Source organism: uncultured Tateyamaria sp., assembly GCF_947503705.1.
Classification (GTDB): domain Bacteria; phylum Pseudomonadota; class Alphaproteobacteria; order Rhodobacterales; family Rhodobacteraceae; genus Tateyamaria.
On sequence record NZ_CANNES010000014.1, the window covers coordinates 44412 to 68034 of the forward strand.

Here is a 23623-nt window from a genome sequence, read left to right on the forward strand (position 1 = left end):
CTGGACACTTTGCCGAGACGAGTCAACAATCGCAAACACCAGCGCCGCATAGAAAGAGCACCGTGACAGCCCACGACCCCTCAACCCCCACACGCGCCGTAATCATCGGCGCGGGCATCGCCGGGCTGGCCTGCGCGGTCCGGCTGCGCGCGGCGGGGATGCAGGTGACGGTGCTGGAACGGCACGGGACAGTCGGGGGCAAGATCAGAACAGTGCCCTCCACCGCCGGGCCGATCGACGCAGGGCCAACGGTGCTGACGATGCGGCACGTCTTTGACGACCTCTTTGCCTGCGCCGGGCAACGGCTGGACGATCACGTCACGCTGATCCGGCAGGACACGCTGGCCCGGCACTTCTGGCCCGATGGCAGCACGCTTGACCTCTATTCCGACGAGGCGCTCAGCACGACGGCGATCAACGACTTTGCCGGGGCCAAGGCGGCACGCGAATTCACCAGGTTCTGCGCCCGGACCCGGGCGCTGTTCCAGGCCTTTGACGGGCCCATGATGCAAGCGCCCGAACCCAGGCTCGGCGCGCTCACGGCACACGTGCTGAAACACCCAAAGCTCATCCCGGCCATGGCCCCGCTCTCTACGCTCAAGTCCCTGCTCAAATCCTCCTTTGACGATGCGCGACTGCGGCAACTCTTTGGACGATACGCCACCTACGTGGGGGGCAGCCCGACACACGCACCCGCCATCCTGTCGCTGATCTGGCAAGCCGAGGCGTCGGGCGTCTGGGTGGTCAAAGGGGGGATGCACAAGCTGACGCAAGCACTGCAATCGGTGCTGCAAAGCCAGGGGGTGGATATCCAGACAAACGCCCATGTGGCCGGAATAGAGACGCATGAGGGCCGCGCCACAGGGGTCACACTGGAAAACGGCACGCATATTCCCTGCGATATCCTTGTGCACGCAGGCGACCCAAGGGCATTGGCCACGGGGGCACTCGGGGCACAAACCAAACACATCGCCAAACAAACGGCGACGGCCAAGCGCAGCTTCTCGGCCCGCGTGCTCAGCTTTGCGGCCACGCCGCAGGGGCCGGCACTGGCGCACCACAACGTCTTTTTCAGCAGCCAGCCAGAGGACGAGTTCAACGACCTCATGGCGGGCAAAATCCCGCAAAATCCCAGCTTCTACATCTGCGCGCTGGACAGGGGGCAAGGCACCACACCCCCCGATCTCGAACGGTTCGAGATCATCACAAATGCGCCCGCCACGGGCGACACCAACGCGCCCGCAACCGCAGACACAACAGACCCCGAGGACATCGCAAAATGGCTTCATCAGATCACGCAGCAGATGGCGACACACGGCATGACTTTCAGCCCGACACCGACCACGGATACAGTGACAACGGCCCAAGCGTTCGGGCGGATGTTCCCCGCCAGCCAAGGCGCGCTTTACGGGCAAAGTCCCCACGGGCTGACGGCAGCCCTCAACCGACCCACAGCCCGGACACAGATCCCCAACCTCTACCTGGTGGGCGGGGGAACGCATCCCGGGGGGGGCGTCCCGATGGCGACGCTCTCCGCATGGCATGCGGCCGAGGCGATCGCAGCAGACCGAATTTCGACATCCCTGTCGGGCCAAATGGCTATGCCTGGTGGTATGTCGACGGCCTGAGCGATTGCGGCACACGGGCGGTGTCGGTGATCGGGTTCATCGGCTCGGTCTTTTCGCCGTGGTACCGCTGGTCGGGGCGGAAAAACCCGCAAAACCACGTCTGCATCAACGTGGCGACCTATGGGCCGGGGGGCCGGTTCACGATGACCGACCGGGGCATCTCCGCACTGCGGCAGTCCGAGGACCGGTTCGAGGTCGGGCCATCCGCCATGCACTGGGACGGCAACGATCTGGTGATCGACATCGACGAGGTCTCCTCGCCCCCATTGATCAGCCGGATCAAAGGGCAAATTCGGGTCACACCCTCGGCCATCACAAACGTGGAACTGCCGCTGACACCGGACGACGCACATATCTGGCGGCCCTTCGCGCCCCGCTCGCGGATCACGGTCGATATCGACCGGCCCGGCTGGCAATGGAACGGCGAAGGGTATTTCGATGCCAATTTCGGCACCCGGGCGCTTGAGGAAGACTTCAGCTACTGGACCTGGGGGCGCTATCCCACGTCACAAGGGGCCACATGCTTCTATGACGCCACGCGACTGGATGGGTCGGAATTGGCGGCTGCCTTCAGCTTTGACAATGACGGTACCGCGCAAACGATCCCCCTGCCCCCAAAGGCGCCCATGCGACGCTCGCTCTGGGCGGTCAAACGCGAAACGCGCGGGGACATCGGCACACGGGCAAAACAAGTCCAGGGCATGCTGGACGCGCCGTTCTATTCACGCTCGGCCGTCGAAACGACGCTGAACGGCGAAACAGTAACCGGCGTGCACGAGGCGCTCGACCTCACGCGGTTCCGCTCCCCCCTGATCAAACCCATGCTGGCCGTCCGGGTTCCCCGCCGCGCCAAATGGACGTTTGCCTGACCTTTCCCTTCATTGTTCCATAAATACTGCCGGGGAGTTTGAGGGGCCGGCCCCTCATCCCGCACATGCAACCAGAACCGACATCGCCAGTTTCGCGCGTTGGAGCCTCCGGCGGGCAATACTTTCAGAACAATGAAGGGAAAGGTCAGCCCGGCTGAACAGTGGCCTTCGCGGCTTCTTCGCGATTGAGGTTCCAGACCGATGCGTTCAGCGCACCGGCAATGGTCACCCAAATCAGGTAGGGGATGAACAACATGCCCGCGATCGTATCCACCTGCCAAAGGGCCAGCATCGCGCCAAAGACAGACAGCCACAGCGCCACAAGCACCAGCATCCCCAGGCGAATATGTTTGAGGCCGAAAAACACTGGCGTCCACACGGCGTTGAACGCAATCTGGATCGACCAGAGCGCCATCGCCACGCCGTTGCCTTCGGCCACACCGGCCCGTGCCCCCGCCCCTGCCATACAGAGGTAGAGGACCATCCACGTGACCGGAAACACCCAGTCAGGCGGCGTCCAGGACGGCTTGTTCAGCGATTTGTACCATGGCCCCGGCGAAAACAGCCCACCGGTCATCCCTGCCCCAAGGCAGGCCACCAGAAATAAACAGAAGAGAAGCCAGAACATTGGACTAGCGTAGCCCAACCTGGCCACCGATCATAGTGGCCCGATCAGATTGGCGACGTTCTTCAAGGGCGGCAAGCGCCTCAAACAGGCTGTCACTGCGCGCGGGCCGCGTGTTGCGGGCCGCCGCATCCACCAGGAATGCCACTTCTGGCAGTGGCTTGGCATAAAGCACGGCAGATTGCGGCATCACCATACTGATCCCGCTTTGCAGCACCGACTGGCCCAGCCACCCGATCTTTTGCGCCTTGGACGTCCGCGCCCGCGCCGTGATCGAATCGTAGCCCATCGTGGTCAGCTTGCCCGCAATCCCCGCATAGATGAACCGCGCCCCGTAAATGCCGGGACGGCAGGATTTTGGCAGGGCTGCGATCCCCGGCTCTGCGCGGTAATAGAGCCTGTTCGCCTCCATCACCAGGCGTTTGACCATGCCCCGCACCGCCTTGGTCGGGCGCGGGTCGGCAAAGAACGCCTGACGGTCGATGCCTGCCTCGTCCAGCCAGTCGGTCGGCAAGTAAAGCCGCCCTTCCAGCGCATCCTCGCCCACGTCGCGGGCAATGTTCGTCAGCTGCATCGCCACGCCCAGATCGCACGCCCGCGCCAACGCATCCGCATCCCGCACGCCCATCAGCACGCACATCATCGCACCCACGGCCGACGCCACCCGCGCCGAATAATCCCGCACCTCGCTCAGGCTCGCATAGGTCCGTGCATCCGCGTCCCACGCCAGCCCCTCCAGCAGCGCATCAGGCAGCGTGCGGGGCATGTCGAACTGCTCCACCACGGCGGTAAAGGCCCGGTCCGGGGCCGCATTCTCGGGACGGCCCGCATAGACCCGGTCAAGCCTGTCGCGCAGCCGCAGCACCGCCTCGACCTTTTCGGCTTTCAGGTCAACCTCATCATCGGCCAGCCTGCAAAACGCATAAAGCGCCAGCGCCGGATCGCGAACCTTTTTAGGCAACAGCTTGGACGCCGCATGGAACGACAACGACCCGTGGCGAATGGCTTCTGTACAGGCGTGCAGGTCGCGCGGGTCCATCATGTGACCGGATCCGGCACAAGCTGGCTGAGGACTTCGGCGGTGGAAATCACCCCCGGCACACCGGCGCCCGGATGGGTGCCCGCCCCGACCAGATACAGCCCCTCGGCCTCCTCCGACACGTTATGGGGGCGGAACCAGGCCGATTGCAGAATGCGCGGCTCAATCGAAAACCCGGCGCCATGCGGCGACAGGTACCGATCACGAAAGGTCTCCGGCGTGAACACCTGCTCGGTCACGATTTTCGACTCTAACCCGGGCAAAAGCTGCTCTTCCAGCACCTTGAGCATCTTGGCCTTATAGACCTCGGCCTCCGTCTCCCAATCCACGCCGCCATGGCCAAGATGGGGGACAGGGGACAGAACATAAAAGGTATCATCCCCCTCAGGCGCCACCGACGGATCAGTTACCGAAGGACGGTGAATATAAAGGCTCATGTCATCCGACAGCTTCCCCTTCATGAAAATATCATGAAGCAAGCCGGTGTAGCGGGGGCTGTTCAGAATGGTGTGATGACCCACATCGGCCCAATCGCCGCGCGTGCCCTTGGTCCCGAAATACCACACGAAGAGGCTCATGGAATAGCGGGTGCGCCTGAGCCGCTTGGGCGTCCACCGCTTCTTGGGCGCATCGCGCATCAGATGGTTGTAGGTGTGGCCGCTATCGGCATTGCTGACGACCACGTCGGCCCCCATCTCCAGACCAGAGGATAGGCGCACGCCACGGGCCTTGCCCTCACGGACGACAATCTGGTCCACCTCTGTCTGCATCAGCAACGTGCCGCCCTGGCTCATGATGACATCGGCCATGCGCTCGGCCATGCCGGCCAGACCGCCCATCGCATAATGCACCCCGAACTCCTTTTCGAGGTAGCTGACAAGGATATACATCGAGGTCACGTTGCACGGATCACCGCCGATAAAGAGGGGGTGAAAGGAAAAGGCCATGCGGAGCTTGTCATTGCGGAACCGCTTGGACGCATGGGCATAAACCGACCGATCGGCACGCAGCAGACCAAAGGTCGGCAACACCTCGATCAGGTCCCACAGCTTGTGCATCGACCGGCGGCCAAGGTCTTCAAACCCGAACCAATAGCGCTTTTCACTGTCCTTCAGGAACTTGTCAAAACCGGCCACATCGCGGGGCTCGATCTTGGCCACCTCGGCGCGCATCTTATCGGTGTCCTGCTGGGCGACAAACTTGGTGCCGTCGGGCCAGCGGATTTCATAGAACGGATCAAGGGGCTTCAACTCCACCTCAGAGGCGAAATCACGACCACAGGCCGCCCACAGCTCTTTGTACAACTGCGGCACGGTCACAATGGTCGGGCCCAGATCAAAACGGTGGCCATCCTGCCAAATGGCAGAGCCGCGCCCCCCCGGCACATCCAGCTTGTCGATGACGGTGACCTTGTAGCCCTTGGCACCCAATCGCATGGCAGCGGCCAGGCCGCCCAAACCGGCACCCACCACGATGGCACGGTTGCCCGTGGCGCTTTCCGACGATTCGATCTGATCAAGACGTGTCATGTTACTGCGACAATAGATGTGTCTAGTTTAGTTGACAATTTGTTTTCGACCGATAGGCTTAATCAAGCGCCATACCGGTGCAAAAACAGTGCGATGAGATGAACCAGACGACGACACTTTCCTTCTTCCGCTTTGAGCGGTGGCAAGACCGGGCGTGGGCGCTGACCATGATGGGCGGTGCACGACTGGCCATGGCACGCATACCGGACCTGGGATTTTGGAAGCTCTGCGGGTCCGGTACGGGCGAGGGGTTCACGCCCATCCCCAACACCGCCGTCTATGCGATATTGTGCACCTGGCCGGACGAGGCGACGGCACGGGCACGACTGTCCGAAACGCGCATCTTCCAACGCTACCGCGCCCGCGCAGTCGAAGATTGGACCGTGTTTCTCGCCCCCACCTCCGCGCGCGGGGAGTGGAGCGGGCAAACCCCCTTTTCGCCTGTGTCAGAGCCGCAATCGGGCGCTATCGCCGCCCTTACCCGCGCCACTGTCAAACCGCGCATCGCCCTGAAATTCTGGGGCCGCGTGCCCGACATTTCCGCCATGATCGGCAGCGACAAGAACGTGGCCTTCAAGATCGGGATCGGCGAAGTGCCGCTGTTGCACCAGATCACCTTTTCCATCTGGCCCGGCGCCCACGAAATGGCGCAATTCGCTCGTGAAAACGGGCCACATGCCAGCGCCATCCGGGCGGTGCGCGACGGCGCGTGGTTCAAAGAAGAGCTTTATGCCCGCTTCGCCATTCTGGGTGACACAGGCACATGGGGCGGCACCAGCCCCCTGCAAGGACTGAAACTCACATGACCAAGACCCCCTTTCCGTTCTCTGCCATCGTCGGTCAGGACGATATGAAACAGGCAATGATTCTGACGGCGATTGATCCGGGCATCGGCGGCGTTCTGGTCTTTGGCGACCGGGGCACGGGCAAATCCACCGCCGTACGGGCGCTCGCGGCCCTCTTGCCTCCGATCAAGGCTGTGGTGGGTTGCCCGATCAACGCCGCCAGCCATGACGCCTGCCCCGAGTGGGCCAATATTGAGACCGGGAAAACCGCCAATATCCCCACCCCCGTGATCGACCTGCCCCTCGGCGCGACCGAGGATCGCGTGGTCGGTGCGCTTGATATCGAACGGGCGCTGACACGGGGGGAAAAAGCGTTTGAACCGGGCCTCCTGGCCCGTGCGAACCGGGGCTATCTTTATATCGACGAGGTCAACCTGCTTGAGGATCACATCGTCGACCTCTTGCTCGACGTGGCCCAATCGGGTGAAAACGTGGTCGAACGCGAGGGGCTGTCGATCCGGCACCCGGCGCGCTTTGTCCTCGTTGGCTCCGGCAACCCGGAGGAAGGCGAATTGCGGCCCCAGTTGCTTGACCGTTTCGGCCTGTCGGTCGAGGTCCGCAGCCCCAATGACATCGCCCAACGCATCGAGGTCATCAAACGCCGCGATGCCTTTGAGTCCGATTTTGACGCCTTCATGACCACCTATTCGAAAAAAGACGCCACCATCCGCCGCAAGATCCTCGCCGCGCGCAAGGCCCTGCCGGGCATCGAGACGCCCGACACCATCCTGCACGACTGCGCCGAGCTGTGCATCGCGTTGGGCAGTGACGGTCTGCGGGGCGAGCTGACCTTGCTGCGGGCGGCCCGCGCCTTGGCCGCCTACAAAAAACACGGCACCCTGACCCGCGCCCACCTGCGCGACATTGCCCCCATCGCGCTCAGCCACCGCCTGCGCCGCGACCCTCTGGACGAAGCAGGCAGCAGCACCCGCGTGGCCCGCACCGTCGCCGAAGTGCTCGGATGATGCGCCGGCGGCATCCGGCACAATGGCGGATCAAGATCCGCCTTACGGGGATGCGTGAACCCTTGCGTTTCGTGGGCATGCTGTGACGCTGTGAGCGCGGCAAGCTGGCATATGGCGGCCTTGGCCTTGCGTCTTTTGGCCATTGACCCTGCGGGGCTCGGCGGGGCCGTCATCCGCATGCGCGCCAGTCCCGACCGGGACGCCGTGATTGCTGCCTTTGACAGCCCCCTGCCCCTGCGCAAAATGCCCCCCACGATCAGTGACGAACAGCTTTTGGGCGGAATAGACTTGTCGGCGACCCTTGCTTCGTCACAAGTTATTGAAAATAAAGGGTTCTTTTCAACTCCCTGCGTGGCGTTGATCCCCATGGCCGAACGCTGCACTCCCACCCTTGCCGCCAAGCTTTGCAATCTCATGGATCAGTCTCTGCCTCAGGGGATTTTGGCCCTCGACGAAGGCGCCGAACCCGACGAGGCCGTCCCCCCTGCCCTCGCTGAACGTCTCGCTTTCCACATCGAACCCGAAGGCCGCAGGCCACCCGATTGGAACGTTGTCCCCGCGGGGACAAACTCCAAAACAACATCTGTCCCCGCGGGGACAGACACAAAAACCGTGCCCATTTCCGACGCGCTGATCCAACTCACGACACTCGCTGCAAGCTTCGGAATCCACTCTCTCCGCGCGCCCACCCTCGCCCTGCGCGCCGCCCGCGCGCACGCTCTTTTTCATGGCCGCACCACGCTCACCGAACCCGACATCACCGCCGCCGCGTCCCTTGTCTACCCCCACCGCGCAACGCTGGTCCCGCAAGAGGACGCTCCCGCCGATCCGCCCCCGCCAGAAGACCAGGCGCAAGACGAACCCGAGGGCCAGGACCAGTCCGACGACCTCACCTTGCCCGACGCCGATATGCTCATCGAGGCTGTCAAAGCACTGCTGCCTCCCGGCCTGCTCCACGGACTTGTCCCCGCGGGGACAAACCGGAATTCGGGCGGCGCTGGGGCGGGCCAAACACGCACTGGTAACCGCCGCGGACGCCCCCTGCCCTCGCGCCCCGGACGCCTCGATAGCAGCGCACGCATCGACCTCGTCGCGACCTTGCGCGCCGCCGCCCCCTGGCAACCCTTGCGCCGCCAACAACAGCCCAATCGCGTGGGCCTCTTGATCCGCCCTTCCGACATCCGCCTCAAACGGTATGCCGAGCAATCCGACCGCCTGTTGATCTTCTGCGTCGACGCGTCAGGCTCTGCCGCCATGTCCCGCCTGGGCGAGGCGAAAGGCGCAATCGAACTCCTACTAGCCGACGCGTATGCCAGCCGCGATCACGTGTCGCTGATCGCGTTCCGGGGCACCGATGCTGAAATCCTTTTGCCCCCCACACGCTCGTTGGTGCAAACAAAACGGCGCTTGTCTGCCCTGCCGGGCGGGGGCGGTACGCCGCTGGCATCCGGGTTACAGAACGCTCTGCTGCTGGCCCAGCAATCCCGCTCCAAGGGGCTGACACCCACGGTCATTCTGATCACCGACGGGCGCGCCAATATTGCCCTCGACGGCTCTGCAAATCGCGCTCAGGCTGCGACGGATGCGACGCAAATGGCGGCTGCCCTGCGCAGCGCTGGCATCGCAAGTCTGGTACTTGACATGTCGACCCGGCCCCAGCCCGCCTTGCAGGCTTTGGGCGCAACCCTGAACGCACCTTACGTCCCCCTGCCGCGCGCAAATGCGGAGCGCTTGACGAACGCTGTGACCGCCGCGCTGGACGGTTAAGCGATGGACTGGGCGGGCATCAAAGGCTGGCCAAATGCGCATTTGTCCCGGCGGGGACACGGCCCCGTGCATCGCTGGCATATTCAGGAAACGGGCAGCGGAAAAACCATCCTCCTGCTGCATGGCGCGGGCGGCTCGACCCACAGTTTTCGCGATGTCAGTCCACTGCTCGCGGGCCGTTTTCACGTGATTGCACTCGACCTTCCTGGGCATGGATTCACGCAACTGGGTGCCCGGCATCGCAGTGGGTTAGACGACACGGCTCAGGACATCGCCGCGTTGTGCGCACAGGAAGGGTGGAGACCGGACATCATCATTGGGCATTCGGCAGGTAGTGCGGTTGCGCTGCGACTGGCGCAAGGGGATTTGTCCCCGCGGGGACAAACGCCTTTGGTCATTGGAATCAATGCCGCCCTCAGCGAGTTCAAGGGCGTTGCAGGCCTCTTGTTTCCGGCGATGGCCAAGGCGCTGGCGGCGGTGCCGTTTACCGCCAGACTGTTCTCGGGGGCGTCGGCCAATCCGGCCCGGATCAAGGCTCTGATCGACAGCACAGGCTCTGTTCTGGATGCTGAAGGCTTGGCGCTTTATCGGCGGCTGGTATCGGACAGGGACCACGTGGACGGCACCCTGATCATGATGGCGCAATGGCGGTTGAACCCGCTGTTGGCGCGGTTGAAAGACCACCAAGGGCCGGTTCATTTCATCGTCGGGGACCAGGACAAAACCGTGTCCCCGCAGGTTTCAGCGGACGCGGCCAAGTTGATCGCCGGGGCGCAGGTACATCGCATCGCAGACCTTGGGCACTTGGCCCATGAAGAAAGGCCCGCCGAGGTGGCGGGCCTGATCATGCACATCATTGACGAAACCGGGGTTTAGAGACCCAAACTGTCGAGCATTACCCGCACCGCGGCCTCCAGCTTGCGCGCGTCGATGGCCCCGAAATCCTTGTCCATCTGCAGATCAATCCGGCCCTGAGCGCCGGTCACTTTGACCGTGCCGGAATGCCGGTTCAGTTTGATCGTGGTCTTGGACGACGTCGACGGGCGCGGCGTCCCGTCGGGGCGTTTGGGGGCCAGCGCGCTGTTCAGCACCGTCATTTCAGCGGCGGCTGTATCGGGTTTGAATTGATCCAACGCCACTTCGATCTGGCCGCGCAAACGGGGATGATCCTGCATCGCCTTGACCAGCTTGAGGCCCAGGGATCGCGGGATCGCCTCGGGGTAATTGATCTTGTCCCCAAGCACCGACATCAGGGCGCTGAAATGGGCGATGTAACTGCGTTTCTGACGGCCCGCAGACGCATAGAGCAAGTCGATGGCATCACTGACCGACACGCCCACCTGCTGCGCATATGAGGACGCAAGTTGCCCCATTTCGGCGAATGAAATGTCGCGCCGCACCAGGTTTTCGTCGACCATCCGGCGATAGAGTTTTTCGAGCGCCTCGCCCTTGGCAATCAGAACGGCGGGGATGGTTTTGAACCGGTCCTCGTTCGTCTCTTTGGCGAGTGCACGGTAGGCGGAGAGCCGGCGAAAACCCTGGATCAATTCGTACCCCTCGCCGGTGTCCTCGACCTGGATCGGGTTGGACAGACCCAGTTCGAGGATCGAGGTTTTCAGCTCGTTGAACTCGGGGTCTTCGCCTTTGCCCCGGTCGCGGGTGAGCTTGGTCATTTTGACATCGTCAATGGCCACCTTGGCCACGATGGCGCCGTCCCGTTTCAGCGAGACATATTCATGGGCGAGCCGATCATTTTCGGCGCGGATCGCAGCCTCGGCCGATTGACGGTCGGTGAGGGCGGCGGCGTTTTCCGAGATGGCGGTTGCCATCGGTCCCCGCCGGGACACTTCCGTTTCGGGGGCGTCCGGGGCAGGGGCGTCGGTGTCGTCGTTCAGGTCGAAGTCGATGTCGAATACGCGGCGCTTGCTCATGCCTCATCCTCCAGCTGGTCCCAGGCTTGGCCCAGGTTTGTTTTGAATTCGTCATAGGCCCGATCAAAGGAGGCGCGAGCCCGTCGCCAGGTTTCCCGGGTCATGTCGCGGTAGTCGATTTCGTAGATGCTGCTGAGAAAGCGGCCCGACTGTTCGACGGCGCGCGTCATCTCGATCGGGTGTTCGCAAACCCGGTCGCCGAACACTTTTTCGAACGCGCCCTGCATCGCGCGGTGCAGTTCATTGCCCGGCTCGAACCGCGTCAGAAGGAAGCGCAGGTCGAGGAAGGATTTGGGCAGTGTCATTGTCCCCGCGGGGACAAGCCCGTTGAAGCGGCTGAGATCCTCCAATGCTTCGGACAATTGGCCGATGAAAGAGGTCGTGGAATCGTATTCCCAATAGCCGGGCCCGGACGGGATATAGAGCACGTCGGCGGCAAAGACCGCGTTCATGGACTGGTAGCCGATGGCGGGCGGGCAGTCGAAAATGATCAGGTCATAGGCGTCGGGGGCCAGCTGATCGAGGAAACGTGAGACCGCAGCGAAGAAGGACCATTCGGGATTGATGTGCCGATACTGCGCAGAGGCAAATTCGACAAAGGCCGCGTTGGCGCAAGAGGGCACGATGTCGATGGTGGGCCAGTTTGTCGGCTTGATGAAGTCGCTGGCGCGTAGGTCGGTCAGGCCCATTTCGGTGATTGCGTTGGGCAGCTTGCGCTGAGGCAGGGCGGTGCCGGTTTCGGCCCCCTGCACGGCGGAGTTCATCCGGTCGGTCTCATGCGCCAGATCGCGAGCCATGATGCCCCAGACGGTATATTCCTCGGCCACGTCGGAGAGGCCCATGGAGTGGCTGAGCGTGGCCTGCGGATCGAAGTCGACGCACAGCACGCGGTAGCCGTCGAGGGCGGCGGCATGGGCGAAATGGAGCGCGGTGGTGGACTTGCCCGCCCCCCCTTTGAAGTTGGCGATGGCGGCGCGGATGGCACGCTTGTTCGCCGGGCGATAAGGCATGAGCGACTTGCGGTTCACCTTGATCCGGCGGCGCAGCTCGTTGATTTCCTCAAGCGTGTACCAGCGTTGGCGGCCGTCCTCTTCGACGATGCCCTGGGGCAGGGAGGGATCAGCGGCGAGCCGTCCCCGCAGGGTGGATTGGTTGGCCTTGAAGATCAGCTCGGCCACCTCCCAACTGGAGAAACGGCGCAGCGTCTTTTCGTTCTGTGGCGAAAAGGTCTGCTGGCGGATGAAGCCCTGCATTTTAAGCGATTGGGCCTGGAGTTTGGCGAGGTCGGAATGGGTAAACATGCGCTGCCTGTCAGTGGTGTCCCCGCGGGGACAGATGGTTTGTCCCCGCGGGGACAGCGTTTTTCGGACGCTCTTGATGCTCTGTTTCTGATTTACGCTGGTTTTGCGAAAAATGCAAAAGGGGATTATCATCAAATGAAGGGAGCGCGCGTTGGCTTTACCCATGGGGACAAGGGCGATTCGCGTTTGGGTGGCGCTGGGACTGGTTCCTAGGGATCAGCGGATAATATTGGGGACAGGTTTTTCAGTGCCCCAACCTATAGGGTGACAAAAGGCGCTGAATAGGGGACATTGTGTATGTCCCCCAATACCAAGACTACCTGATTTTTCTTTGAAAATAGGATCAGGGCAGGGACTGGGTTCGATCAATGCTTGACAGAATCGCCGTTGGGGACGCAAATCAAGGCAGGAGACGGAAAAGCGGCTAGAACCGTTGGGACGATATACCGCCGTCAGCAGGTGTGAACCGGGCCCGTCCCGGCATTTACGAAAATCGAGGGCAGTCATGCAAACGCTACGGCCGGTGGGCCAGGGCGCCTCTGCGCGCAAATACGACATTCTGACAGCTTTGGGGGCCTATGCGCTGGCGCAGGGCAAACATGACCAGCGGCGGGTCTTGCGCCTGATGACGCTGGTGACGGCGCGGTACAATTGGGCACGCGACGAATTGGCCGTGGGGCAGCGCGAGATTGCGCGGCTGTGGTCGGTGGATGAACGCACCGTCAAGCGCGAGATGGCGCTGTTGCGGGCGCGCGGCTGGCTGGTCGTCAAACGGCAGGGCGCGCGCGGGCGCGTCACGCAATACGGGCTGGGACTGGAGCGGATGCTGCATGACACGTCTGTGCAATGGGCCGCCGTTGGCCCGGACTTTGAGCTGCGGATGGGGCAGGGGGATGTGCCGGATGCGACCGTGGTGCCGTTGCCGGTCAAAGGCGTGGTCCGCGCGCCCGATATCAGCAAGGGCACCGAATGGGCTTTGGCGCAAGCGGTGCTGCATGGTGAAGATCCGGGAATGTATGCCAGTTGGATCGCGGGACTGACGCGGGTTGAGCGGGCTGGGGGGCGGTTGACCCTGCGTGCGCCGTCGCGCTTTCACGGGGCCTATGTGCAGACCCATCTGGAGCGTCGCGTGCTGGCCGCCTGCCGTGAAGTCGACGGGGATGTGACGGAAATACGGATTGTGGTGTGAAGGAGCGTTGCCATGGAACTGACATTTGAGTGTGACGGGGCGGCGTTGCCGTTGAAGATTGACCAAGTGGTGGTTGCGGGCTGGACGGGGCGCGATATTGCTGCGGTGCAGCATCACATTGACGAGCTGGCCGCCGTGGGTGTGCCGGGGCCGAGCACTGTGCCGCTGTACTACCGGGTGTCGGAGGGGTTGTTGACCCAAGGCGACCGTATTCAGGTGCTGGGCGCGGGCACCTCGGGTGAGGTGGAACCCTTGCTGATCTGTACGGATGGGCGCACGTATTTTGGACTCGCGTCGGACCATACGGACCGGGATCTTGAGACCCATTCGGTCGCCGCCTCAAAGCAGGCCTGCGCCAAGCCGGTTGCGGCGATGCTTTGGGACATGGCCGAGATCGAGGGACATCTGGAAGAGATCACCCTGCGCTGTTGGATCGTCGAGGACGGGGCCGAGGTGCTGTATCAGGAGGGGACGCTCGCGGGCATTCGACCGCTGGCGGAACTGTGTGCGGGGGCCGGGTTTGGCGACGGCATGGCGATGCTCTGCGGGACGTTCGGGGCCAAGGGCGGCGTGCGTCCGGCAGGGGCCTACCGGATGGAGGCGGTGGACCCGCGAACGGGGCGCAGCATGACGCTGTCTTATGCGGTTGAGGTGCTGCCGATTGTGGCCTGAGCCTCGTCGAGGATGCAGCCGTGGATCAGGTTTTCGCGCATGAGCCGTTGGGCGAGGGTGCCGCGTGGGGTGCTGACCTCGGCCAGGTAGGCGGCTTTGGCGGTGGTGTATCGCCTTGTGATTTCAATGGCTTGTGTCGCTGATACGGGTTTGAACCGCAAGGTTTGACCGGAGCGGAATTGCGCCAGCCTGTCGGTGTCGCAACTGATCACCGTAGCGATTTTGGGATAGCCGCCGGTGGTTTGATGATCGGCCAGAAGGACGGTCGGAATGCCGTCGCCCGCGACCTGCACTGATCCGCGCACGATGGGTTCCGAAGGGATCGACAAGGCGCTGTTGAGGGCGAGTTTGGCCCCGTTGAGGCGCATCCCCATGCGGTCATAGGCGTCGGAAACCTTGAAAGGCTGGCTGGTGAACAGATCAAGTGCGCCCTCGGCGAAATGTTGATCCTGGGGGCCGGTGACGACGTGGATCGGGCCGTTGTCCTCGAATTCGGGTTGGGGGATGGTGCCAAGCCGATCCTCGCGGATGGCGGCGTTGGTGACCGTGACCGTGTCGCCAGATTTCAGCGCGCCACCGCCAAAGCCGGAGTTGGAATGGGTTGCCTGGCTGTTGAGCCATTGCGGCGCGGTGAGTTGACCCGCGAAAGCGAGATAGGCCCAACTGCCGGACTTGCCCGCGCTGAGGGCGAGCCGTTCGCCTTTTTGCACTGTCAGAATCGTCCAGCCACTGGTCTTTTGCCCCTGATGCTGGATGGTGAAATCGCCCCCTGTGATCGCCATCGTCACTGCTCCTTTGGTGCTGGTGAGGATGAGGCCGCCAAGCGAGATCTCGATCGCTGTTGTGCCCGAAACATTGCCAAGGGCAGCGTTGGCAGCGTCAAAGGCGAGCCTGTCCATCGGGCCGGAGGCGGGCACGCCAAAGCGCATGTGGCCGGGGCGGCCCGCGTCCTGGTAGGTGACCAATGGCCCTGCGAAGGTGACGGTGAAGGTGGCGTCAGACATGGGCGGCTGTCTGCCTGGCGAAGCTGTCGGCGCTGATCCGTTCGAAGGTGACTGTGTCGCCCACATCAAAGAGGAAGGGCCGTGTGTCATCGCCGGTCAGGATGGCCGTGGGCGAGCGCCCGATGATCGACCAGCCGGTGGGCATGGTGAGCGTTGTGATCAGGCATTGGCCGCCTGCGATGATCACGCTGCCTGCTGGGACGTCGCGGATGGGGCTGGGCTTGCGCGGGACTTGGATGGGGGCGGGGACGCCTGACAGGTAGGCGTAGCCGGGGGCGAACCCGTACATCAGCACGCTGAACTGCCCCGCGAGATGGGCGTTAATGATCGCCTCGGGGGAGAGCCCGGTGGCGGTGGCCACAGCGGTGAGGTCGGGGGCAAAGGGCGCGTCATAGCAGACGGGCACCCGGTGCGTTTTGCCCTGTATTTGGGTCGATCGGGCGGTTTCCAGCCGTGCACGCACGTGGGTTTCGATCTGGCCGTGATCCGTGACCAGCGGATCGAAGGACACCAGCAGGTTCACGATGGCCGGCACGGTTTCAATTGCACCGGGGGGCATATCGGCGGCCAAGGCGCGGTCGAGCGCCAGAACGGCGTCATGGGCGCCTTGGCTGAAGTCGGTGCCAAAGCTGACCAGCAGGGCGTGGTCGGCGATGGCTGTGCAGTGCGGTGTCATGGCTATTGCAGGAGCGTGGGCAGGAAGAGGGCGATGCTGGGGAAGGCGATCAGTGCAAAGGCCATGGCGAGCATGGTCAGGCAATAGGGCAGGGCGCCCAGCATAACTTCGTTCAGGCTGCCCGATTTGCGCGCGCCTTGCACCACGTAGAGATTGAGCCCCACGGGCGGGGTGATCAGCGCCATTTCGATCAGCACGATCATCAGGATGCCGAACCAGATCACGTCGTACCCTTGGGCCACCACCAGCGGCACGATGATCGGGATGGTGACAACCATGAGCGAGAGCGTTTCGATGAAGAAGCCCAGCACGATGTAGAGCACCACAACCACCAGGATCGTCTTGAGCGGGGTGAGGCCGAGGCCCGTCATGAATTCCGTCAGCTCGCGCCCCAGCCCGGCAGAGGCCAGCGTAAAGTTGAGGAAGGATGCGCCGATAACGATGAGCATGATCATTGATGTGATCTTGACCGTGCCTGTGAGGCTTTGCGCCAGCATGGACCACGAGACGCCACCGAAGGCCAGCGCGATGAGCAGCGCGCCTGCGACGCCGACGGCGGCCGCCTCGGTCGGGGTGGCCCAGCCGCGATAGATTGAGCCGACGATAAGCCCGAAGAGGATCAGGATCGGGATCAGGTCGATCAGCGCCCGCAGCATTTGCGGGAAGGGGAAGGTGCGCCGGACGCCGCCCAGATCGGGGCGGATGAGGCAGATCACCGCCGTAACGGCCATAAAGGCGATGGCCAGCGCGAGGCCGGGGATCAGCCCCGCGAGGAAAAGCTGTGGGATCGAGGATTGGGTGAGAAAGCCGTAGACGATCAGGTTGATCGAGGGCGGGATCATGATGCCCAGCGTGCCGCCTGCGGCGATGGCGCCAGAGAACAGCTTGGGGTCATAGCCGAGCTTTTCCGCCTGGGGCATGGCGACGGTTGCCACGGTTGCGGCGGTCGCGACGGAGGAGCCGGAGGTGGCGGAGAACATGGTGGCGGTGGCGACATTGGCGTGCACCAGCCCACCGGGCAGCCAGGACACCCAGCGGTCGAGGGCGGCATAGGTGCGGGTGGCCACACCGCTGCGCACGAGAATCTCGCCCAAGAGCACAAAGAGGGGGATCGCGATCAGCGTGGCCGAGTTGGACGACGACCAGACCATGTTGCCAAGCCCGCGCGTGAGCGGGAAGCTGGAGAAGAACGTGTCGACCCCGAAGCCCAGCAGGAAGAGGACGATGCCGACAGGGATGGAGAGGGCGAGCAGCCCCAGAAGGGCGACAGAGACGAAACCGATCATTGCAGTGTCTCCTGCTCGGCGAAGGCGCCGACGAAGTTTTCGGTTTCTTCATGCCGTTTTTTCAGGAGTAGGCTGAGTGCGGCAAGGGTTGTGAGCGTGGACATGATGGCGAACCAGACCCATCCGGCGAACCACGGCAGTTGCACCCAGGCCAGCGGCGTTTCCAGCGGTGTATTGGCGCGTGAGCCGTTGGTGAGGGAGCGTTCGACCACCGGCCAGGCCTTGACCGCGATGGTGATCACGACGCCGGACATGACGATCATGGAAAAGACGTCGAAGAGGGCGCGCGCGAAGCTTTGAAACCGGCTGCGCAGCAGGTCAATGCGCACGTGGCCAAGTTCGAGCAGCGCGTAGGACATGCCCCAGGAGGTGGCCAGCGCCATAGCGTAGCCTGCGATTTCCTCTGTCCCGCCAAAGGACGTGCCGAAGCGGCGCAGGATGATGTCGGCCAGCACGAAGGCGGCGCAGGCCAGCAGGCCAAAGCCCACGATCATCGCGACCCCTTTGTTCAGGGTCCGCAGGCCCTCGATCATCTTGCGTTCCATATGCCTCTGGCCTCTTTGGAGTGGTGTTTGGGGCGGCGTGGACCGCCCCAAGACGCTTTAGTTGATGGTGACGCCGACAACTTTGCCGACGCTGTCATTCCAGCGAGCGGCCCAATCGCCGCCTGCGCGCTCTGCCCATTCGGGCAGCACTTCGCTGGTGAGGATGTCGCGGGCGCGGTCAAAATCGGCATCGCTGACCTCGACCAGGGTCATGTCGCGCGCGTCACCGGCGGGGCATTCGCCATTGCCGGTCAGGCAGGCGATGTCATCAACCAGAGCCGTTTGGGCGCTGGCCCATGCGGGATCCTCGAACCCGGTGGCGGCCTGTGCGGTGATCAGCGCCTGGGTGTCCCCATCAAGGCTGTTCCATTTGTCGAGGTTGATCGCCGTCACAACGGAATCCCAGCCGCCGAGCGGGATGGGCAGCAGGTGCGTGGAGACCTCCCACCAGCCGGCGCTGTAGCCGGAACCGGCCCCAGTCACGGCGCAATCAACCACACCGTTTTGCAGCGCGCCGGGTACTTCGGAGAAAGAGACGTTCACGCCCTCGGCCCCAAGCGCCTCAAGCAATTTGGCGGTCATGCGGCCCGACGCGCGGACCTTGAGGCCTTCGAGGTCGGCCAGATTGGCAATCTCGTGATTGCAGAAAACGACCTGAGGCGGGTAGGGGGCGATGGCCAGCACGTGGCTGTTGAACCGGTCGCGGTAGATGTCGGACACCATGGGCCGGGCCGCGTCCACCATGGCGCGCGCCTCGTCAGCGGTGAGGGCCAGCAGGGGCACGTCCAGCCCTTCAAGCTCTGGCGCGTCTGCGACGGCATAGTCCGCGACGGTCATGGCCACGTCATAGACGCCCTGGCCGAGCAGGGGGTAGATGTCGCCCAAGCCAAGGCTCATCTGGTTGTGCGTGGTCAGTTCCACGGTGATGGAGCCACCCGATGCCTCGGGCAGGGTCGTGGACCAGAACGGCGCCTCGTATTGCTTGTGCAGCGGCAGGCTGGACCAGCTGCCCACGACAGACAGGTTTTCGGCCAGCGCAGGTGTCGCAAGGGCCGTGGTGGCGGCGAGGATGGGAAGCAGTTTTTTCATTTCAGAAGTCTCCGTTGTTGGAATTATGTGAGGATTGTTGTTTCGGCGTCTTCGGCCACGTCGGCGATCAGCATGTGGCCGGGGGCGTGGGTGATGCAGAGCGGCAGGCCCGCGTTCAGCAGGACATTTTGGGGCGTGACGCCACAGGCCCAGTAGACCGGCATTTCGCCCGGGTGGATGTCGACCGCATCGCCCCAATCGGGTTGGCCGAGGTCGCTGATCCCGATCTGGGCCGGGTCGCCCACCGCGATGGGTGCGCCATGGGCCTGAGGGTAACGGCGGCTGATCTCGCGGGCCTGATCGACCTGATGTTTGGGGATGGGCCGCATGGTCACGACCATCTGTCCGCCAAAGGGGCCTGCGGGCACCAGATCAATATTGCTGCGAAACATCGGGACGTTCCTGCCCGTCTCGATATGGCGGACCGGGATGCCGTTGCTGAGCAGGGCGTTCTCGAAGGTGAAGGAACAGCCCAAAGCGACGGTGACCAGATCATCAGCCCAAACGTCGGTTATGTCGGTCACTTCGTCGGTGAGCGTGCCGTTGCGAAACACCCGGTAACGGGCCACGTCGCTGCGAATGTCGATGTCATGGCCCAGCGTTGGCAGGGCCGGATCGCCGCTGTCGCTGACGCCGACGAGGGGGCAGGGTTTGGGATTGCGCTGGCAGAACCGCAGAAAGTCGAGGGCGACGTTTTCGGGCAAGATGGCGAGGTTGCATTGCAGCTTGCCTGCCGCCAGCCCGGCGGTGTGGCCGGTATAGGCGCCGCTGCGAATGGCGGCGCGCACATCCGTGGCGGATGCGCCGATCAGATCGGAATGTGAAACGGTGGTTGCGGTCACGTGGCCCCCCAAGGCTGTCTGATCCAGCATCACATGAGGGCCGTCGTTCAATCAAATTATCATTTTAGATCAAACGCGATAGATTTCTTGAAACTATTTCGGGTGCGTCCTGTCCCACGTTTCGGCCACATGCCGGGCCATGTCGGCGCTGGTTTCGACCAGAAAGCTGCGCGGCTCTGACAGGTAGGAGGCGGTGAAAGACAGCGGCTTGGGCCGGAAACCGGGATCAAATTCAGTGATTTGCCCCGAGGCCAGGTATTCATTGGCCAGCGCGCGCGGATAGGGTCCGACGGCGATGCCTGCCGCAATCATCTTGAGGCTGGCCGAGAGCGAGGCGGAGGCATAGACCCGCAGCTTGGGCCCGATCCGCCGCGACAGTTCCGACATCAGCTCGCGGTAGGGCCGGGTTTTGCTGGAATAGGAAATGACCGGGATTTTGCTGAGGTCCGTTAGGGGATTCGCGGTTGCCCGGTACCAATGCAGATCGAAGGAGGGCAGCACCACGTTTTCGACCGAAAATTCGGAAACGGGGCCCATGAGCAGAGCCAAATCAAGTTTGCGGTCCAGCAGGTCGGTGCGCAGGGTGAGCGAGATATCGACCGTCAGGTCGACGTTGACGCGGGGGTAGCGTTCGCTGAACGCCTTGAGGAAATCCGGCAGCCAGGCCTGGGCGATGGTTTCGGACGCCCCGACGCGAAACAGCCCTTCGGCCTCTGACGGGTTGGCGACGCGCTGTTTGATCTCTTCCTCCACGAACAGCATTTGTTCGGCATAGGACAGAAGCAGCGTGCCGTGTTTGGTCAGCACCAATTCCCCGGGCCCCCGTTCAAACAGCGGCACGCGCAATTCCTGTTCGAGGTTGGAGATGCGGGTGGAGACGGCGGGTTGCGACAGGTTCAACCGCTCGGCTGCCTTGCGGAACCCGCCCAGCCGGGCGACCCAGAGGAAGGTTTTGATCTGGTCGAATGTCATAGGGGTATTGATAGGATTTATCGGCTGGGGCGCATACCGATAAATGCAAAACGCCGTCAAGGCGGACCCTGACGGCGTTTTTGATCTGTGCTGTGACCAGGGCTTAGTTGGTCGCGTCAGCCTCTGGCGCGGGGGCCAGCGAGGCGAAATAGGCATAGAGGTTCACGGCGTCTGCCTCTTTGCGGACCTTGTAGGTCATGTTACCCCGGCCGTTGTTGCCGGTGGTTTCACGCAGCCAGCCGGTGGGGTCCTGCACGTAGCCCACAAAATTGGCTTCGTCCCAGACGATACCTTGTTCGCCCGCAACGCCCATGATGTCGGAATACCGGAAGTCTTCGACAGCGCCTGCAAGACGGCCCACGACACCATAGAGGTTCGGGCCTTGCTGGCCGCGTTTGCCGGCCAGCGTTTCGCCCGCCTCGTTCACGACCACGTGGCAGGCCACGCATCCCCGGAACGCTTTTTCACCAGCGGCGGCGTCGCCTGTTGCTGTCAGGTCGACCGCGTGGCCATCTGCGAAAGCGGGCAGGGCAAAAGCAGCGGTGGCGGCGGCGAGTGCAATGGATCGGAACATGGGTGTCTCCTCAGTTTTTCTTTTGGCACATCGGTGTTGGGTGACAACGTAGATGGATCAGCGCCAAGTCAACAGTAACATTGCCTTGAAGCGCTGTGCAGGTGAAATTTTGTCTGCTTTCCCCGTCAGGCCACCGCGTGGCTGATGGCGCATTGCTTCCATAGATCCTTGAGTGCCAGCACCAGGTGTTCGATGTCGTCGATGCTGTGCAGGGGCGAGGGTGTGAACCGCAACCGCTCGGTGCCTTTGGGCACGGTGGGGTAGTTGATCGGCTGCACATAGATCCCGTAGCGCTGCATCAGGTAGTCCGACAACATCCGGGTTTTCACCGGGTCCTTGATCATCACGGGGATGATGTGGCTGGGGTTTTCCAGATGCGGGATGCCTTCCTGGTCCAGACGCTTGCGCAGATAGGCGACTCGTTCGCGTTGCAGCGTCCGTTCGGCGTTGGACTGTTTGAGGTGGCTGATCGAGGCCTGTGCCGCCGCCGCCACGGCGGGTGGCAGGGCGGTTGTGAAGATGAAGCCGGAGGAGAAGGACCGGATGAAATCGCACATCGCCTCGGAGCCGGTGATATAGCCGCCGACAACGCCATAGGCTTTGCCAAGCGTTCCTTCGATCAGGGTGATCCGGTCGGCCAGTCCTTCTTGTTCGCTGATGCCGCCGCCGCGGGGGCCGTAGAGGCCAACGGCGTGTACTTCGTCGAGGTAGGTCATGGCACCGTGTTTCTCGGCCACTTCGACAATTTCCCGCATGGGGCAAATGTCGCCGTCCATGGAATAGACGCTCTCGAATGCGACGATCTTGGGCGCGTTGGCGGGCAGGGCGGCCAGCTTGCGATCCAGATCTTCGGGGTCGTTGTGTTTCCAGATGACCTTTTTGGCGCGGCTGTGCCGGATGCCTTCGATCATGCTTGCGTGGTTCAGCTCGTCGCTGAGGATCACGGCGTCGGGCAGCCGCGCGCCCAGGGTGGAAAGCGCCGCCCAGTTGGAGACATAGCCGGAAGTAAAGAGCAGCGCGTCTTGCTTGCCATGCAGGTCGGCCAGCTCGGCCTCAAGCTGCTTGTGCGCGTGGTTGGTGCCCGAGATGTTGCGCGTGCCGCCCGCACCGGCGCCGCAGCTGTCGATCGTGTCCTTCATCGCTTGGGTCACGGCGGGGTGCTGGCCCATGCCCAGATAATCGTTCGAACACCAGACGGTCACCTCGTCGGGGGCCTCGTCATCATGGCAACGGGCGCGGGGAAAGGCCCCGGATTGGCGTTCCAGCTCCGCGAATACGCGGTAGTTCCCCTCCTCCTTGAGCGTGTCGAGTTGGTTTTGGAACAAAACATCAAAGTCCATGATGCCCCCCTTGGTTTGTCTGTTGTTCTGGTGTTGGTTTGGGCGTTGGCAGCATCCAGCGCCAAAGCCGTTCGTCGGGGATGGGAAGGACCATCACCCAATGTTCGAGGGCCGCAAGGGCCGTGAGGGCGGTGAGCAGGGCAAAGCCCGTGATCTCGCCCATGGTTTGGGCCGCATAGAGCCGTTCGAGCCAGCAGGCTGTGGCAAAGGTCAATGCGGTGACCGAGACAGGAAAGAGCCAGTTCATCCGCGCGTTGCGGAAATGGCTGGACAGGTGTGCAAGCACGTTTGGCAGGAATTCGACATGGGTGCGAGGCACGCCGAGAAAAAGGTTCAGCTTGGCCGATATGCGGGCGAAAAAGAGCACCGCGAAAGTCCACAATGCAAAGGCGTTGGGGGCGTGCCAGAGCAGGAGGCCGAGCGCGATGAGCGTCGCCGTCAGCAGCATCTCGTGATAGGCGACGGTGCCCCAGGCGCGAATGAAGCGTTCCCATTCGGGGGTGTGATCGGGCAGGGGGCTTCGGTTGGGACCGGTGATGATGCCGGTGAGGAAGGCCAGTTCGATCCATCCCCAGAGCGACAGCGCCGACAGGAACGCCACATAAGTGCCCAGGATGTCGGTTTGGGTCATGGACCAGTGCGCGCCATAGGCACCGATGGCCAGGAGCGGCAAGCCGATGAGGGTGGTGTTTATCCGCGCACGCGGGCCCGCGCGGTCGGCATATTTCACGGCCATCAAGATTGTGCCGGTGGAGAACCACCAGATGAACAAAGCAATGAGGGCTGCGATCCAAGGGGTCATTTTTGACCCCCTGTGGCCGGAAACCGACGCGGTTTCCGGCTGTTTTCCGACGCGGAAAACAGTTGCGCACCTGTCCGCGAGTGCGCTGGAAAACGCGCCGTTTTCCTGCCTTTTTCCGTGTCGGAAAAAGCGT

General features: G+C 62.9%; 23 protein-coding genes. 8 read left to right on the plus strand and 15 right to left on the minus strand.

The window, feature by feature from the left end:
- The first annotated feature begins 62 nt into the window (after window positions 1–62).
- Window positions 63–1628 carry a 1-hydroxycarotenoid 3,4-desaturase CrtD gene (gene crtD, locus Q1A44_RS20425; RefSeq protein WP_299628974.1) on the plus strand — a complete coding sequence of 522 codons (1566 nt, stop codon included), beginning with the start codon at window positions 63–65 and terminating at the stop codon, window positions 1626–1628.
- Entirely contained in the window at window positions 1625–2497 is an 873-nt protein-coding gene (crtC, locus tag Q1A44_RS20430; RefSeq protein WP_299629097.1) for a carotenoid 1,2-hydratase, read from the plus strand. Before crtD ends, crtC begins: the two co-directional genes overlap by 4 nt.
- Before the next feature lie 145 nt (window positions 2498–2642).
- On the opposite strand, the gene Q1A44_RS20435 is transcribed toward crtC, so the two are convergent.
- The 3 genes from Q1A44_RS20435 to Q1A44_RS20445 are packed head-to-tail and all read right to left on the minus strand — an operon-like array spanning window position 2643 to window position 5690.
- Window positions 2643–3125 (minus strand): TspO/MBR family protein, encoded by a 483-nt coding sequence (locus Q1A44_RS20435; protein ID WP_299628976.1) that lies wholly within the window; start codon window positions 3123–3125, stop codon window positions 2643–2645.
- Window positions 3126–3129: 4 nt separating this feature from the next.
- The gene (crtB, locus tag Q1A44_RS20440; protein ID WP_299628978.1) at window positions 3130–4164 is read right to left on the minus strand and encodes a 15-cis-phytoene synthase; all 1035 of its coding nucleotides are present in this window, start codon (window positions 4162–4164) and stop codon (window positions 3130–3132) included.
- On the minus strand, window positions 4161–5690 hold the full coding sequence (locus Q1A44_RS20445) for a phytoene desaturase (RefSeq protein WP_299628980.1): 1530 nt from the start codon (window positions 5688–5690) through the stop codon (window positions 4161–4163). The genes crtB and Q1A44_RS20445 overlap by 4 nt, the downstream gene beginning before the upstream one ends.
- Before the next feature lie 98 nt (window positions 5691–5788).
- Here Q1A44_RS20445 and crtA point away from each other — a divergent pair, with 98 nt between their 5' ends.
- From crtA to bchO, 4 genes are all read left to right on the plus strand, one after another.
- On the plus strand, window positions 5789–6496 hold the full coding sequence (crtA, locus tag Q1A44_RS20450) for a spheroidene monooxygenase (protein WP_299628982.1): 708 nt from the start codon (window positions 5789–5791) through the stop codon (window positions 6494–6496).
- A complete protein-coding gene (gene bchI / locus Q1A44_RS20455) occupies window positions 6493–7500 on the plus strand; it encodes a magnesium chelatase ATPase subunit I (protein ID WP_299628984.1) in 1008 nt (335 codons plus the stop codon). Before crtA ends, bchI begins: the two co-directional genes overlap by 4 nt.
- 90 nt (window positions 7501–7590) lie before the next feature.
- On the plus strand, window positions 7591–9267 hold the full coding sequence (locus Q1A44_RS20460) for a magnesium chelatase subunit D (protein WP_299628986.1): 1677 nt from the start codon (window positions 7591–7593) through the stop codon (window positions 9265–9267).
- A 3-nt stretch (window positions 9268–9270) separates the two neighbouring features.
- Window positions 9271–10143, plus strand: a complete 873-nt coding sequence (gene bchO, locus Q1A44_RS20465; RefSeq protein WP_299628989.1) for an alpha/beta fold hydrolase BchO — start codon at window positions 9271–9273, stop codon at window positions 10141–10143.
- On the opposite strand, the gene Q1A44_RS20470 is transcribed toward bchO, so the two are convergent.
- On the minus strand, window positions 10140–11198 hold the full coding sequence (locus tag Q1A44_RS20470; RefSeq protein WP_299628991.1) for a ParB N-terminal domain-containing protein: 1059 nt from the start codon (window positions 11196–11198) through the stop codon (window positions 10140–10142). The genes bchO and Q1A44_RS20470 overlap by 4 nt on opposite strands.
- On the minus strand, window positions 11195–12499 hold the full coding sequence (locus Q1A44_RS20475) for an AAA family ATPase (RefSeq protein ID WP_299628993.1): 1305 nt from the start codon (window positions 12497–12499) through the stop codon (window positions 11195–11197). The genes Q1A44_RS20470 and Q1A44_RS20475 overlap by 4 nt, the downstream gene beginning before the upstream one ends.
- A 505-nt stretch (window positions 12500–13004) precedes the next feature.
- On the opposite strand from Q1A44_RS20475, the gene Q1A44_RS20480 reads away from it, so the two are divergent.
- Together Q1A44_RS20480 and Q1A44_RS20485 are read left to right on the plus strand one after the other, a co-directional pair.
- On the plus strand, window positions 13005–13688 hold the full coding sequence (locus tag Q1A44_RS20480) for a hypothetical protein (protein ID WP_299628995.1): 684 nt from the start codon (window positions 13005–13007) through the stop codon (window positions 13686–13688).
- Window positions 13689–13700: 12 nt separating this feature from the next.
- On the plus strand, window positions 13701–14360 hold the full coding sequence (locus tag Q1A44_RS20485; RefSeq protein ID WP_299628997.1) for a DUF2848 domain-containing protein: 660 nt from the start codon (window positions 13701–13703) through the stop codon (window positions 14358–14360).
- On the opposite strand, the gene Q1A44_RS20490 is transcribed toward Q1A44_RS20485, so the two are convergent.
- From Q1A44_RS20490 to puhE, 10 genes are all read right to left on the minus strand, one after another.
- A complete protein-coding gene (locus Q1A44_RS20490; protein ID WP_299628999.1) occupies window positions 14327–15364 on the minus strand; it encodes a biotin-dependent carboxyltransferase family protein in 1038 nt (345 codons plus the stop codon). The two genes, Q1A44_RS20485 and Q1A44_RS20490, sit on opposite strands and share 34 nt — an antisense overlap.
- Window positions 15357–16040, minus strand: a complete 684-nt coding sequence (locus tag Q1A44_RS20495; RefSeq protein ID WP_299629002.1) for an allophanate hydrolase subunit 1 — start codon at window positions 16038–16040, stop codon at window positions 15357–15359. The genes Q1A44_RS20490 and Q1A44_RS20495 overlap by 8 nt, the downstream gene beginning before the upstream one ends.
- Window positions 16041–16042: 2 nt before the next feature.
- The gene (locus Q1A44_RS20500) at window positions 16043–17326 is read right to left on the minus strand and encodes a TRAP transporter large permease (protein WP_299629004.1); all 1284 of its coding nucleotides are present in this window, start codon (window positions 17324–17326) and stop codon (window positions 16043–16045) included.
- Complete coding sequence (locus Q1A44_RS20505; protein ID WP_299629006.1) at window positions 17323–17871, minus strand: TRAP transporter small permease subunit; 549 nt, start codon at window positions 17869–17871, stop codon at window positions 17323–17325. The genes Q1A44_RS20500 and Q1A44_RS20505 overlap by 4 nt, the downstream gene beginning before the upstream one ends.
- Before the next feature lie 57 nt (window positions 17872–17928).
- Window positions 17929–18960, minus strand: a complete 1032-nt coding sequence (locus tag Q1A44_RS20510) for a TRAP transporter substrate-binding protein (protein ID WP_299629008.1) — start codon at window positions 18958–18960, stop codon at window positions 17929–17931.
- 23 nt (window positions 18961–18983) lie between these two features.
- Window positions 18984–19802, minus strand: coding sequence for a putative hydro-lyase (locus tag Q1A44_RS20515; RefSeq protein WP_299629099.1), 819 nt, complete (start codon window positions 19800–19802; stop codon window positions 18984–18986).
- Window positions 19803–19895: 93 nt separating this feature from the next.
- Window positions 19896–20774 carry a LysR family transcriptional regulator gene (locus Q1A44_RS20520; RefSeq protein WP_299629010.1) on the minus strand — a complete coding sequence of 293 codons (879 nt, stop codon included), beginning with the start codon at window positions 20772–20774 and terminating at the stop codon, window positions 19896–19898.
- 103 nt (window positions 20775–20877) lie between these two features.
- Window positions 20878–21348 carry a c-type cytochrome gene (locus Q1A44_RS20525; protein WP_299629012.1) on the minus strand — a complete coding sequence of 157 codons (471 nt, stop codon included), beginning with the start codon at window positions 21346–21348 and terminating at the stop codon, window positions 20878–20880.
- A 125-nt stretch (window positions 21349–21473) separates the two neighbouring features.
- Window positions 21474–22688, minus strand: coding sequence for a 5-aminolevulinate synthase (gene hemA, locus Q1A44_RS20530; RefSeq protein WP_299629014.1), 1215 nt, complete (start codon window positions 22686–22688; stop codon window positions 21474–21476).
- Window positions 22678–23490: a putative photosynthetic complex assembly protein PuhE gene (puhE, locus tag Q1A44_RS20535; RefSeq protein ID WP_299629016.1), complete on the minus strand. Its 813-nt coding sequence runs from the start codon at window positions 23488–23490 to the stop codon at window positions 22678–22680. Before puhE ends, hemA begins: the two co-directional genes overlap by 11 nt.
- Window positions 23491–23623 lie beyond the last annotated feature (133 nt).

Excerpts from the sequence above, each read along its gene's own strand:
- puhE (WP_299629016.1), bottom strand. The coding sequence starts at position 23,490 with ATGACCCCTTGGATCGCAGCCCTCATTGCTTTGTTCATCTGGTGGTTC.
- Q1A44_RS20500 (WP_299629004.1), bottom strand. The coding sequence starts at position 17,326 with ATGATCGGTTTCGTCTCTGTCGCCCTTCTGGGGCTGCTCGCCCTCTCC.
- Q1A44_RS20490 (WP_299628999.1), bottom strand. The coding sequence starts at position 15,364 with ATGTCTGACGCCACCTTCACCGTCACCTTCGCAGGGCCATTGGTCACC.
- bchO (WP_299628989.1), top strand. The coding sequence starts at position 9,271 with ATGGACTGGGCGGGCATCAAAGGCTGGCCAAATGCGCATTTGTCCCGG.
- Q1A44_RS20445 (WP_299628980.1), bottom strand. The coding sequence starts at position 5,690 with ATGACACGTCTTGATCAGATCGAATCGTCGGAAAGCGCCACGGGCAAC.
- Q1A44_RS20480 (WP_299628995.1), top strand. The coding sequence starts at position 13,005 with ATGCAAACGCTACGGCCGGTGGGCCAGGGCGCCTCTGCGCGCAAATAC.
- Q1A44_RS20475 (WP_299628993.1), bottom strand. The coding sequence starts at position 12,499 with ATGTTTACCCATTCCGACCTCGCCAAACTCCAGGCCCAATCGCTTAAA.
- Q1A44_RS20485 (WP_299628997.1), top strand. The coding sequence starts at position 13,701 with ATGGAACTGACATTTGAGTGTGACGGGGCGGCGTTGCCGTTGAAGATT.
- Q1A44_RS20470 (WP_299628991.1), bottom strand. The coding sequence starts at position 11,198 with ATGAGCAAGCGCCGCGTATTCGACATCGACTTCGACCTGAACGACGAC.
- hemA (WP_299629014.1), bottom strand. The coding sequence starts at position 22,688 with ATGGACTTTGATGTTTTGTTCCAAAACCAACTCGACACGCTCAAGGAG.
- Q1A44_RS20495 (WP_299629002.1), bottom strand. The coding sequence starts at position 16,040 with ATGACACCGCACTGCACAGCCATCGCCGACCACGCCCTGCTGGTCAGC.
- Q1A44_RS20520 (WP_299629010.1), bottom strand. The coding sequence starts at position 20,774 with ATGACATTCGACCAGATCAAAACCTTCCTCTGGGTCGCCCGGCTGGGC.
- Q1A44_RS20510 (WP_299629008.1), bottom strand. The coding sequence starts at position 18,960 with ATGAAAAAACTGCTTCCCATCCTCGCCGCCACCACGGCCCTTGCGACA.
- Q1A44_RS20505 (WP_299629006.1), bottom strand. The coding sequence starts at position 17,871 with ATGGAACGCAAGATGATCGAGGGCCTGCGGACCCTGAACAAAGGGGTC.
- Q1A44_RS20435 (WP_299628976.1), bottom strand. The coding sequence starts at position 3,125 with ATGTTCTGGCTTCTCTTCTGTTTATTTCTGGTGGCCTGCCTTGGGGCA.
- bchI (WP_299628984.1), top strand. The coding sequence starts at position 6,493 with ATGACCAAGACCCCCTTTCCGTTCTCTGCCATCGTCGGTCAGGACGAT.
- crtA (WP_299628982.1), top strand. The coding sequence starts at position 5,789 with ATGAACCAGACGACGACACTTTCCTTCTTCCGCTTTGAGCGGTGGCAA.
- crtB (WP_299628978.1), bottom strand. The coding sequence starts at position 4,164 with ATGATGGACCCGCGCGACCTGCACGCCTGTACAGAAGCCATTCGCCAC.
- Q1A44_RS20525 (WP_299629012.1), bottom strand. The coding sequence starts at position 21,348 with ATGTTCCGATCCATTGCACTCGCCGCCGCCACCGCTGCTTTTGCCCTG.